The following is a 13046-nucleotide window of genomic DNA, read 5'->3' as shown; positions in this document are numbered from 1 at the left end:
TAATGTTAGATCAGGTGTCTCAGGAATAAAGCATACAGGATCAGCAACATCAGCGCATATTTAACGGCATAGTACAGCCGCTCGTTATAAGCTTTAAGGCGTTTACCTACCAACCTGATCGAATATACGTACCGGAATGCTTTGTTGATGTTACCGGTCTTATCCTCGCCCATGTTTGGCGATGCGGCCGACGCCATCACGAACCAGCCGAAAAAGCTGTTCCATGCACGTCCGAACCAGGTCTTTACCGGGCGCTCCACATCGCAAAAAAGGATGAGGCGATCCTTATCCGTCTTATTCTCAGCATGATGAATATAGGTCTCATCGAACAGTACGTCATCGCCATCTTTCCAGGCATAACTTTGGCCATCCACCACAATGTGGCATTGGTCAGAGTTGGGGGTGATAAGTCCTAAATGATATCGTAACGATCCGGCGTAAGGGTCACGGTGCTCCATCAACTGGCTGCCCGCAGGTAGTACCGCGAACATGGCCGCCTTGATGTTAGGCGTGTTCTTGAGTAGTTCGACCGTTTTGGGGCAGTACTTTTTAGCCGATGGGTGAAAATCGCCATACCACTTTAAATAGAAACGTTTCCAGCCACGCCTGAAAAATGAGTTGAACCCGGCATCGTTGTATTGGTCCGAACCTTTGATCAGTTCGCTTTTTTCAAGCAAGATGGCCTCATCCCGAATGGTCTCCCAATTCTCTTTGAGTAATTGCAGCTGCGGGAAGTAAGAGCTGCTGATGTAAGGTTTGTTCTCCACCCCCGACAAGGCATACATAGGTACGTTGATCGGCGCCATGAAGGTAGAGTGATCGCCCAGCTGGCGTAGGAACTTGTAACGTACCTTACCCCGGTAATGTACGATCATAGTTGCCGCTATGAGCGAAAAAAGCACAAAGAATTTGAACGTGAACAGGTTGGCGATCAGGAGATGCATTGGAATGATAAATAGTTGAGCACCAAATTTATCTGATGCTCAACTATCTGTCAATAGACCTGTATTAAATTGACAGAGCGCAGATAATCGGCATTAATACTTGCCCACGATCACGCGGTACAGGTCATTCAGGTTCCAATATTTTTGAGCCAGTTGTTGTAACTCCTCAGCAGTAATGGTCCTTACCACATCGGTGTAGCGGTCGTAGTAATCGTAACCAAGGCCGGCAAAATGGATATTCTTGAACTTATCGGCATGGGAGAAAACGTTCTCTAAACTACCTAAGAGTGAGCCAAGCATATAGTTACGTACTAAGGATAGTTCCTCTTCGCTGATCAGCTCGGTCTGTAAAAGGGTCACCTCTTTCTCTATCTCCGATACGGCATCACGGCAAACATCGGCACCTACCTCGGTGGCAATGAAGAACGCCGCTCCATGGCTCAGTGAGGATATGCCCGAACCGATGCCATATGTATAGCCTTTGTCTTCCCTAATGTTAGCCATCAGCCTCGAACCAAAATAGCCACCCAATACAGTATTGAGTACCTGCAAAGCCGGGAAATCTGGGTGAGTGCGGTTCACGATGGGCAGGCCCATGCGTATGGCCGACTGCAAGGCCTCAGGCTTTTCGGTGAAATAGAACTTTTCAGGCTGTGGTACCAAAGGTGGTTGGCTGGTATCAGCAGCTTCGGGCCCATTGGTCCATTGTGCAAATGCTGAAGTGATCTGCTCCAGAATGTCGTCTTCCACCTTACCGGAGATGACCAGCGTGCAGTTGCCGGGCTGATACATTTGCTTGAAATGAGCGAGCATGTCAGCGCGCTGAAGCTGTTGGTAGTCGATCGGATCGGCAGACTGGCCATATATGGTATCGCCATACAAGGCCTTATTGAAAGCGCGACGAGCCAGCACATCATTCTTTTGCAGGCTTACCTGCAGCTTTTGCTGCTGGTTGCGCACAAAGGTCTGCAGCTCCTTTTCGGGGAACTGGCTGTCGGTCAATATATCAACGATCACCGGCAGGGTATTGGCCAACTGCCGGTTCAGCGAGTATAGGGTCAATGCCGAACGGTCGTAGCCATATTCTGCTTGCAGGAAGGCACCATAATAGTCAATGGTATCGGCGATCTGGGCCGATGTGCGCGTAGAAGTACCCTCGGTAAGCATGGTGTTCACCGCCATATTAAGCAATGGCTTACTTGGGTCGAAACGCAGGTTGCCAAATATCCACTCAATGCGTACCAGTTCCTGGTCGCCGCTGTTGAATATGTAAACCGGACAACCGTTAGGCAGGGTAGTATGTTGAGGCTTGATCAGATGGATGTGATCCACAGCCTTGAAGTCAGGAGCTTGTGTTCTGTTGAGCATGGTCATTATTTTTCGGCCAGGTAGATCAGGGTCGATGAATTCTCTTTGCGGAAGGTGGCTGCACACTGTTGCTGTATCTGTTGTGCAGTTACGGCCAGGTAGCGTTCCGTTTCATGGTTGAACTGGTCGGCATCGCCCAACAATTCAAAATAGGCCAGGTTCATGGCCTTGTCAAGCAGGGCCATCTCGGCGAACACCATGGTGCTCTCGGTCTTGTTCTTCACCTTGGTCAGTTCCTCATCGCTTACCGGGGTCGAACTGATGGTCTCCAGTTCCTTCCAAATGGCCGCCTCGGCTTCCTCTATACTGACGTTCTCCAATGGTTTACCTTCAACCACCAGCATGCCTTTATCAAAACTGCCGGTCAGGTACGCATGTATCTCGCTGAACAATTGCTGATCACGTACCAACGAGCGGTATAAACGTGATGATTGTCCGCGTGATAGGATGTCTGACGTGAGGTCAAGTGCGTAATGATCATTGTCGGTACGGGCAGGCACCTGGAACGCAATGTAGATGCTGTTAAGCGGCACCTTGGCGGTCACCGTTTCGCGGCGCTCTTCGTGCTGGTCAGGTTCTTGCGGCAGATCACGTTGATATTTTTCGCCGGCAGGGATAGGGGCGAACCACTTTTCGGCCAGTTGTTTTACCTGCTCGGTGGTCACGGCACCGCCTACCACCATGATAGCGTTCTGCGGGTTGTAGTGCTTTTTGAAGAACGCTTTTACATCCTCGATCTTTGCATGCTCGATGTGTTCGAGATTTTTGCCGATGGTTGCCCATTGGTAAGGGTGCTTTTTATACACCAGCGGACGTAAACGCAGCCAAACATCGCCATAAGGCTGATTGAGGTAACGCTGCTTGAACTCTTCCATCACCACATTACGCTGTACCTCCAGGCTTTTCTCGCTAAAGGCCAGGCTCAGCATGCGGTCACTCTCGAGCCAAAAAGCGGTCTCGAGGTTCACGGCAGGCAGGGTGATGTAGTAGTTGGTGATATCGTTGCTGGTGAAGGCATTGTTCTCGCCACCTACGCGCTGTAAAGGCTCATCATAAGTAGGGATGTTGATGGACCCGCCAAACATCAAATGCTCGAACAAGTGTGCAAAGCCGGTCTGGTCAGGGTCCTCATCGCGTGCGCCAACATCATACAATATGTTGACCACCGCCATTGGCGTAGTATTATCTTCGTGAACAACTACCCGCAGGCCGTTGCTTAGTGTAAAACGGTCGAATTTAACCATGTATATTTCAGGACGATCTTAATTGACAAAGTGCCAAAGGTAGACTTTTTGATGTACCAGATGGTAAGACAAATGCAATTATCAAATTTGCAATAACTTCCCATCATACAACCTGGAGCGCTGATACAGCCACCTCGAAGTGTTACATCAGGTGTTACATTTGGGTGTTCAAGTGTTACAAATGGTGTTACATTTCAGAAAAATGCAGCTTTTTCTTGAAAAAGTTGGGTTTTTACAATTTTCGCAAATCTAAAAAATGGGGAAATTTGGGGAATTTTGTTACATCCATGTAACACTTGTAACGATGGTTTGGGTCGACTTTTCCGCAATGCTTTTATGGGTCAACTATGCCTACCAATCAGAGGTGGCGCCTCCACCGTTGAAGCCGCTGTTGCCTGACGAACTGCTTTTGTTACCGCTACCCCAGTTACCGTATCTTTTTTCGTCCTCAACCTCTTCAATGATCTCGATATGCTTCGGTGCCGGTCGCTCTGGTGGTCGTTCATGAGTATCTTCGGTATGCGTTGGGCGGCGGACGGTCTTATGGATCACCCGGCGGATAGTGGTGTAGCTGGCAGCAGCGCGGGCACCCATCGGGCTATAGCCGTCACCCCGATACTGTAAATAGGATTCGCTTACCGACCCTTCTTTATGCTTTCCGGGGAAAAAGAGATCATGGATGAAGCTGATGATACACATCAATAGATGTAGAGCGGGCAAAAAGAATAACCATATACCAAGTCCCCATAAAATGAAGCTGAACGTAGTGTCCGCATCTTTCTCTCTTTCGACTTTTTCCAGCACCTCCGCTTTAGCGATCGAGTCCTGTTCTATCTTTTCCCTGATCGCGTCAGCCTCTTTTGCAGCAATATCAGCTTTATATGAGGCGATAGTGCCGTCGACCTGGGTGATCAGCGTCTTTACCGCATCAAAATACAACTCATGTTTTAGATCGATCTTGGTCCAGCTTAATATTTCTGCTGCTTCATTATCAGGAATGTATTTAAGCATACCGTCGGCAACTTCAAGCCGTTGCTTCCTGTCTTTAACAGACAAAACATACACCAACCCCTTTCCGTTGTTGCCTACTTTCCATTTCCGGCCTATAGCGGTAGCATAGTCCTCTATCGTATACTCGGCCGGTAAACGGTTGATCAGCACCACGGCCAGTTGTGCAGAGGTTTTGTTCTCGAGCGCACGTATCCGCTCGTTAATGAACCTGACCTGCTTTTTGGTGAGCAAATGTGCAAGGTCATTAACATAGGTGTTCTTTTGAGGCAACGGCAATTTTGCAAAGCATGTAGTGCCGATGAGCAGTGCTACTAGTAATAGAAGCTTCTTCATCTTTTTTGATCAGTTGAAAAGCATCAATGGTCTACCAATCAGAAGTGGCGCCGCGGTCGCCGTCGTAGCCGCTGTCTGATGATGAGGAGTTGTCGTCCTCTTCTTCATCCTCGTCTGTATCAGAATTGCTGCCGTCGCCCCAGTTGCCGTAGTCAGATGGGTCGTCATCGCGTGAGTTGTCGGTCTCTTCTTCCTCTACCTCGTCCTCATCATCGTCATTATCGTTCACGTAATGGTCATGGTGGTCATGGCGGTCATCGTCGTCAAGGCGATCTTGCAGCGAACGTACCGCATAGCCTGTAGCTGCGCCGGCCACAAAGCCGCCAACACCGCTGCCTATGCCTGACCCGCCGCCACCTCCATAATTATTGATGTTGATACCACCCTGCGGAGCGTAACCATTGTTGTAGCTGCCGCCGCCGTATCCAGGCTGTGGCTGCGCGTAAACAGGCTTGCGTGGGCGCACGATCCTGGCTATGATCCAGATCACCAATATGATAACACCTAACCCGATGATCATGCCAGTATTATTGCCGTCGTCCTTTTTAGCTTTTTGCTGAGTAATGGCGGTAGCGGTCTGCGTGGTTTTTGCGGCAGCTGCCGGTTCAGTGGTCGTTGATGTGGCAGGGACCAGGTTTTCGCCTAATTCGCGCACCAGGTTCTGTAGTCCGCCGTCGTAATTTTTATCTTTAAAATAAGGTTTAATGTTGCTGAGCAGGACCTTGCACTGTGCGTTGGTGAGCTTGCTGTTCAGTTCGCGGCCAACCTCGATCCGTTGCTTACGCTGGTCTATGGCTGCCACGTATACAAAGCCGTTCTTGTTTTTGCCCACATGCCATTTGCGGGCTAACAGCAGGGTATAATCTTCAATGTCGTACTCGTCGGGTATCTTGTTCACCAGCACCAGCGCGATCTGCACGGTCGATAGTCGTTCGATACGGTGGATCTTTTCGTTCAATGAGGCGATTTGTGCAGGCTTCAAGATGCCGGCAAAGTCGTTAACGTAGGTGTTGGGTTGAGGCTTGGGGATCTTGGCGTCGCTATTGGTCAGCGCGAACGACAGGATCAAGCATACGAGTAGGGTAAGCTTTTTCATGTAATAAGGTCCTGATCTTTGTTTTGTTAAGCAAGTTAAGTCAAAAACGCTGATCTTTCCTAAAAAAGATAATCTCATTGAACCACTTTATTCACCGGTGTTCAGTGCATAGGTATAAAATAAAAGATCCCGGCCAAACTGACCGGGATCTCTGTTTATCTTGAAGTGTTACTTCTGATGTCTTATTTCTGGATCTTAGCCAGTTCTTCGGCCATGGCAGCACCGATCTCGGCTGGTGATACCACCACGCGGATACCGCACTCTTCCATGATCTTCATTTTAGCCGCAGCAGTATCATCAGCACCGCCAACGATCGCGCCGGCGTGGCCCATACGGCGGCCCGGAGGCGCAGTTTGACCAGCAATGAAACCTACTACAGGTTTAGTACCATGTTCTTTGATCCAACGGGCAGCCTCAGCTTCCATACCACCACCGATCTCGCCGATCATGATGATGCCATGAGTTTCAGGGTCGTTCATCAGTAATTCAACAGCCTCTTTGGTAGGGGTGCCAATGATCGGGTCGCCACCGATACCGATAGCAGTAGTGATACCTAAGCCAGCTTTAACCACCTGATCAACGGCCTCATAAGTTAAGGTACCTGATTTTGATACCACACCTACGTTACCTTTTTTGAAGATGAAGCCCGGCATGATACCGATCTTGGCCTCATCGGCAGTGATCACACCAGGGCAGTTAGGGCCGATCAGGCGTGACGACTTGTCTTTTAAATATTCTTTCACCTGGATCATATCCTTGGTCGGGATACCTTCGGTGATGCATATAATAACTTTGATGCCTGCTTCGGCAGCTTCCATAATAGCGTCGGCCGCAAATGCAGGTGGCACGAAGATGATCGAAACGTCGGCTCCAGCTTTCTCTACCGCATCTTTAACGGTGTTGAATACCGGACGGTCAAGGTGAGTTTGGCCGCCTTTACCTGGCGTTACACCACCTACTACCTGGGTACCGTACGCTATCATTTGCTCGGCATGATAAGTACCTTCGTTACCGGTAAAACCCTGAACAATGACTTTTGAATCTTTATTTACGAGAACACTCATGGTTTTGATTTTAGTACGGCAAAGCTATAAAAAAAGAGATAAGAGGCAAGAAAGTGGAGGCAAGAATAAAAAAATGCGAAAATGGTGATCATTTGTCTGAACCGGAATTTATTTAAATAAAGAATTGGCATAATGCCAGGTCGCTCAGTTGATCGTCCACAACAGTGATCCGGCTCATTTTACTAATTCCTAAAATTCCTGTTCAAATATCACTTATCAGCATCGATCACAAAGGCGCCGGCCTCTTCATACATCTTTTTATACATGGTGGTAGGTTCTACCGTCACGAACACTTCCAAAGTTGGGAAGATGAACGCCTCCAGCAGGTGACCACCATGGACCATGCCATTGCTATCGGCCAGGTTAATGTGGGCATGTACCACCGGCTTGCCGTTGTTCATGGTGATGTTGCCGATGAGCGAGGTGATCTCGGCCGGCTGATCGATCGGTATCACTTTGAACTGCTTGTTGCTCTTTTCATACCAGCCCACTTTGGCGCGCATAGCATCGCCTAATCCTTTAAAATGTGCGGAGGTAACATTATACTTTTGGGCAAATTCGGTAAGGCCCGATATAATCTCGTCGTTCTTGGCAAACACCAGCACGTAGGTGCTCACGTTGCCATTTTTACTCAAGAGTTTGACCTTAACGCCAGGTGAGCGGCCGGTCTGCGCGGCTTTGGTAGGTGATACGTATTCCTGTGCCGAAGCCTTGCCCATCCAGAAAAGGCCAAGTGCGAATACGGCCAGCGAAGCTTTAATAATATTTGATCTCATTGCGGTAGTTGTTTACAACACAACCGAGCAGATGGGTAATAGTTTAGAAGTAGCGCTACCCAAACCCTCCCCAGGAAGGAGCCCCCTCTGTATCTCCCCCGGGAGGGGAGACTCTGAAGTCCTCCCTCCCGGGGAGGGTTTGGGAGGGGCTGTTCGTTACGCCGTCACCTCTTCATATTTAGCCCTGTCAAATGCGTTCTCATTTACTGACACCGCAATGGTGGCCACGCCGTTGCCGATCACGTTGGTGATGGCCCGCGCCTCCGACATGAAACGATCCACACCCAGCAGTAAGGCAACGCCTTCTACCGGTATGATCTTGATCGCTGCCAGAGTAGAGGTCAATACGATGAAGCCACTACCTGTCACGCCCGCCGCTCCTTTAGAGGTGAGCATGAGCAGGCCTATGATACTAAGCTCTTGCCCGAGCGATAGATCCACGTTAAATACCTGCGCCAAAAATATGGTGGCCATGCTCAGGTAAATGGTGGTACCATCAAGGTTGAAGGAGTAGCCTGTTGGGATAACAAGGCCCACTACCGAGCGTGCACAACCCAGTTTTTCTAACTTATCCATCATGCCCGGTAAAGCCGACTCCGACGATGAGGTGCCGAACACGATCAGCAATTCCTGCCTGATGTGTTTAAGGTACTTGAACAAACTTACTTTGCACAGGTAACAGATCAGGTTCAATACGATGAAGATAAAGAGCGCCATCGTTACATACACGCTACCCATCAGCACCGCCAGTGGCTTAAGTGTTTTGACGCCATGGGTGCTCACTGTGTAAGCGATACCACCGAACGCACCCAGAGGTGCCAGTTTCATCACCATTTTTAATATGCCAAAAAATACTTTTGACAATCGCTCAAAAGTAGGGATCAGTGCCTTGCCGGTCTCCCCCAAATGGCTCATGGCGAAGCCGAATAACACGGCGATCACCAGCACCTGCAGGATATCGCCTTTGGCAAATGCCTCCACAAAGTTGGTAGGGATGATGTGGCTCACATAGTCGCCTATGTTCATTTCGCTGGCCTGCTGTTGATATTGGGCCACCTTTTCAGTTTCGGCAGGTATAGGTATATTGATGCCACGGCCGGGGCCGATCACGTTGGCCACCGTAACACCAATGATCAGCGCAAAGGTGGTCACTACTTCAAAATAGAGTAATGCCTTACCGCCCACACGGCCTACCTTTTTTAGGCTTTCCATGCCGGCAATGCCCAGCACGATCGTGAAAAAGATGATAGGGGCAATAAGCATACTGATCAGCCCGATGAACATTTTGCTGATCCGCTGGGCCCAGGGCGCAAAGCCAGGGAAGTAAAGGCCTACCACCACACCGATCAAAATAGCGGTGATCACCTGTACGGTAAGATTAGAGAAAAAACGCTTCATGAGATATTTAGGTTCACGATCAATAACAATGATACGATAAAGATCCTGTTGGCCCATATCGTGATACATAATTGTTGCGATCTAAGGCAAATAAGTATCACTGCTGCTCACAAGTTGCTTTTATCAGTGTTTATAAGTGAAAAATCCTTATTTTTACCCTATTAAGAAGCGCTACAATGAAAAATAACTTTTACTTACTGTTCATCGCCCTGTTCATGTTATGCTCGTGTAAGGATGAGCAGCAAACGCCCGACAACCTGAAAAAGCAAATGTCAGACAGCTGGATCTTCCGTTATGCCTGGAAGGTGAATTATGGTGCGGATAACAAGCCTATCGATTCAGCACGAACAGGGGCCGGCATATACCGCGTTGAATTCAAAGAGGACGGTACCTATGCTTACACTACGGTAAAAGGGGAAAAATTCAATTCGGGTACTTACAATGTGACCAGCAACACCGCTTTCACTATCAAGGATGCCACCGGAACTTACAATGGTACCGTGATCAACCTTAACTTTAATACATTTGATTATAGCGTAGGTGCGGCAAAGGTGGCCGGCCAGCCGTACTCAGTAACAAAATATTATTTCTATCGATAGTCGTATAGGAAAGACATATGAACATACGCCTGGCATTTGCCGGGTGTTTCTAAAACAAAAGGTCCGCATATCGTGGGCCTTTTTTAGTATCACTTAAAGCCAGATCTTTACCAAATATTATCCGGAGAAAGGACTCAAAAGCTGGTTTTGAGCCTTGCCTTAAACACCGAATTTGCCCATAGCGTTAAAAAGTAGCCGCTTTTTTGTAGTTTCGCGGGATAAGTTTTTCTCTATAACTCGCTTATATTATAATGGATTATCAGTTCAAAGATATTGAAAAGAAGTGGCAGCAGTTCTGGGCCAACAACCAGACCTTCAAAGCCAGTAATCACTCCGACAAACCTAAGTACTATGTTCTCGACATGTTCCCTTACCCATCGGGCGCGGGCTTGCATGTGGGCCATCCGCTGGGTTACATCGCTTCTGATATCTTTTCGCGGTATAAGCGGTTAAAGGGTTTCAACGTATTGCACCCAATGGGGTATGATTCGTTCGGCCTGCCGGCTGAGCAATATGCTATCCAGACCGGCCAGCACCCTGCCGTGACCACCGAGGACAATATCGCCACCTACCGCCGCCAGCTGGATCAGCTGGGTTTCTCATTCGACTGGAGCCGAGAGGTACGTACCAGTTCGCCTGATTACTACAAGTGGACGCAGTGGATCTTTATGCAATTGTTCAACTCGTGGTATAATAAGGCCATCGAGAAAGCAGTATCGATAGATGAACTGGTGGCTCATTTTGCTGCCAAGGGTTCGGCCGGTATCAATGCGGTGACCGATGAGGACATACTGACCTTTACGGCTGACGAATGGAATGCGATGTCTCATGATGATCAGCAGACCGAACTGTTAAAATACCGCCTGACCTACCTGCGCGAAAGCACCGTGAACTGGTGCCCGGCATTGGGTACGGTACTGGCCAACGATGAGGTGAAGGACGGCTTCTCGGAGCGTGGAGGCTACCCTGTGGTACAAAAGAAAATGATGCAGTGGAGCATGCGCATCACGGCCTATGCCGAGCGTTTGCTGCAAGGCCTCGATCATATTGACTGGCCCGACCCGCTTAAAGAGATGCAGCGCAACTGGATCGGCAAAAGCGTGGGCGCTAGCGTAAGATTCCCGTTGGCTGTTGCCGGAAAAGAGGGGTCTGGCAACTCACAACCCGCAACCGACAACTTCATTGAGGTATTCACCACCCGTGTAGATACCATATATGGTGTGACCTTTGTGGTGTTGGCACCGGAGCATGAATTAGTGGCTCAGCTGACCACGCCTGAACAGAAAGAGGCGGTTGAGGCCTACATCGTGCAAACGAAAAAGAGATCGGAATTGGATCGCATGGCCGACACCAAGACCGTATCGGGCGCTTTCACAGGTAGCTATGTGCTGAACCCGTTGAACGGTGAACGCATACCACTGTGGATAGCCGATTACGTATTGGCCGGTTATGGTACCGGTGCCGTAATGGCGGTACCATCAGGTGATCAGCGCGATTACCTGTTCGCTAAACATTTTGACCTGCCGATCATCCCGATCCTCAATACTCAGAATACCGAGAAAGAGGCCGACCCGACCAAAGAAGGCAAGTACATCAACTCTGACCTGGTGAACGGCTTGGGTTATAAAGAAGCCACGGCGACCATCATCGCTAAGCTGGAAGAACTGGGCGCTGGTAAGGCCAAGGTGAACTTCCGTATGCGTGACGCCATTTTTGGTCGTCAGCGTTATTGGGGCGAACCTGTGCCGGTATACTTCAAAGATGGTCTGCCTTACCTGATCAGCGAGAACGAGCTACCACTCATTTTACCTGAGATCGATAAATACTTACCTACCGAAAGCGGAGAGCCACCATTAGGCCGTGCCGAAGGTTGGAAATACCGCTCAGAATACGAATATGAGCTGAGCACTATGCCAGGTTGGGCCGGCAGCAGCTGGTACTGGTACCGTTACATGGACGCGCAGAACGATCAGGCGCTGGCCTCAAACGAAGCCATTCAATACTGGAAAGATGTTGACCTGTATATCGGTGGTTCTGAACATGCTACCGGGCACTTGTTATATAGCCGTTTCTGGAACAAGTTCCTGAAAGATATCGGCATCGCGGTGGAGGAGGAGCCTTTCAAAAAGCTCATCAATCAGGGCATGATCCAGGGGCGTTCAAGCTTTACTTACCGCCTGAATCCGTTGCTGCTGAACATCGACGAGAACTTTGCCAAGCCTGAGGTATACGTATCAAAAGGCGTGTATGAGCTTTACAAAGAAGGCGATTTTGATACCATTGAACAGATAGCGGCATTTTACAAGGATCTGCTGCCAGAGGGTGCCGAAGTAGGCGAGATGGATTTTAGCAAGTTGCACGTGGACGTGAACATCGTTCATAACGATGCTCTGGATATCGTGGCCTTCCGTAAGTGGAGACCTGAGAACCACAAAGCGATCTTTGTTTTAGAAGATGGTACCGTAGTATACCCCAACGACGAGGCTCAGCACGAAAGCAAATACGTTTGCGATGTAGAGGTGGAGAAGATGTCGAAATCGAAGTTCAACGTGGTTAACCCGGATGACCTGATCGAGCGTTATGGTGCCGATACTCTGCGTATGTACGAGATGTTCCTGGGGCCACTGGAGCAAAGCAAGCCATGGAACACCAACGGTATCGAAGGCGTGTTCAAGTTCCTGCGTAAGTTTTGGCGTTTGTTCCATAATGACCAGTGGGAACTCAATGTGACCGATGCCGAACCGACAAAGGCCGAGTATCGCTCATTGCATAAGATCATCCGCAAGGTGGAAGAGGATATCGAACGCTTCTCGTTCAATACCTCGGTGTCGAGCTTTATGATCGCCGTTAATGAGTTGACCGAGCTGAAATGTAATAAGAAGGCTATCCTCCAGGATCTGGTCATCATCTTATCACCTTATGCACCGCACATCAGCGAAGAGCTGTGGACGTTGCTGGGTAACGAGGCCGGTACCTTGTCATATGCAACTTACCCGGTGTTCAATCCATCGTACCTGGTTGAGGATGAGTTCGCTTACCCGATATCGATCAACGGCAAGACCCGCCTTAACCTTAATATGGCCCTTACCATGGAGCAAAAAGAGGTGGAAGAATACGTGCTGGCCAACGCCGATGTACAAAAATACCTCGACGGCAAGACCCCTAAAAAGGTGATCGTGGTAAAAGGCCGTATCGTGAATATCGTGGTGTAAT

The 13046-nt window shown here is 49.1% G+C and carries 10 protein-coding genes; 2 read left to right on the top strand and 8 right to left on the bottom strand.

The window, feature by feature from the left end:
- Positions 1–5 precede the first annotated feature (5 nt).
- The 8 genes from LLH06_RS16435 to dctA all read right to left on the bottom strand — a co-directional run bounded on the left by LLH06_RS16435 (position 6) and on the right by dctA (position 9291).
- Positions 6–944 (bottom strand): aspartyl/asparaginyl beta-hydroxylase domain-containing protein, encoded by a 939-nt coding sequence (locus LLH06_RS16435; RefSeq protein WP_228170383.1) that lies wholly within the window; start codon positions 942–944, stop codon positions 6–8.
- 93 nt (positions 945–1037) lie between these two features.
- Entirely contained in the window at positions 1038–2312 is a 1275-nt protein-coding gene (locus LLH06_RS16430) for a M16 family metallopeptidase (RefSeq protein ID WP_228170382.1), read from the bottom strand.
- 5 nt (positions 2313–2317) lie between these two features.
- Entirely contained in the window at positions 2318–3556 is a 1239-nt protein-coding gene (locus LLH06_RS16425) for a M16 family metallopeptidase (RefSeq protein WP_228170381.1), read from the bottom strand.
- A gap of 351 nt (positions 3557–3907) precedes the next feature.
- Positions 3908–4900 (bottom strand): TPM domain-containing protein, encoded by a 993-nt coding sequence (locus tag LLH06_RS16420; RefSeq protein WP_228170380.1) that lies wholly within the window; start codon positions 4898–4900, stop codon positions 3908–3910.
- A 31-nt stretch (positions 4901–4931) separates the two neighbouring features.
- A complete protein-coding gene (locus LLH06_RS16415; protein WP_228170379.1) occupies positions 4932–5996 on the bottom strand; it encodes a TPM domain-containing protein in 1065 nt (354 codons plus the stop codon).
- A gap of 182 nt (positions 5997–6178) precedes the next feature.
- Positions 6179–7060 carry a succinate--CoA ligase subunit alpha gene (gene sucD / locus LLH06_RS16410; protein WP_228170378.1) on the bottom strand — a complete coding sequence of 294 codons (882 nt, stop codon included), beginning with the start codon at positions 7058–7060 and terminating at the stop codon, positions 6179–6181.
- Between the two features lie 209 nt (positions 7061–7269).
- A complete protein-coding gene (locus LLH06_RS16405; protein ID WP_228170377.1) occupies positions 7270–7836 on the bottom strand; it encodes a PPC domain-containing DNA-binding protein in 567 nt (188 codons plus the stop codon).
- A gap of 156 nt (positions 7837–7992) precedes the next feature.
- Complete coding sequence (gene dctA, locus LLH06_RS16400; protein WP_317206685.1) at positions 7993–9291, bottom strand: C4-dicarboxylate transporter DctA; 1299 nt, start codon at positions 9289–9291, stop codon at positions 7993–7995.
- A gap of 119 nt (positions 9292–9410) precedes the next feature.
- Here dctA and LLH06_RS16395 point away from each other — a divergent pair, with 119 nt between their 5' ends.
- Together LLH06_RS16395 and LLH06_RS16390 are read left to right on the top strand one after the other, a co-directional pair.
- On the top strand, positions 9411–9833 hold the full coding sequence (locus LLH06_RS16395; RefSeq protein WP_228170376.1) for a hypothetical protein: 423 nt from the start codon (positions 9411–9413) through the stop codon (positions 9831–9833).
- Positions 9834–10084: 251 nt separating this feature from the next.
- Positions 10085–13045 (top strand): leucine--tRNA ligase, encoded by a 2961-nt coding sequence (locus LLH06_RS16390; protein WP_228170375.1) that lies wholly within the window; start codon positions 10085–10087, stop codon positions 13043–13045.
- The last annotated feature ends 1 nt before the right edge of the window (position 13046 follow it).

It is taken from the genome of Mucilaginibacter daejeonensis, from assembly GCF_020783335.1.
Lineage (GTDB): Bacteria > Bacteroidota > Bacteroidia > Sphingobacteriales > Sphingobacteriaceae > Mucilaginibacter > Mucilaginibacter daejeonensis.
Note: the sequence above shows the minus strand (reverse complement) of the source record. Positions and strands in the feature narration are given on the sequence as shown.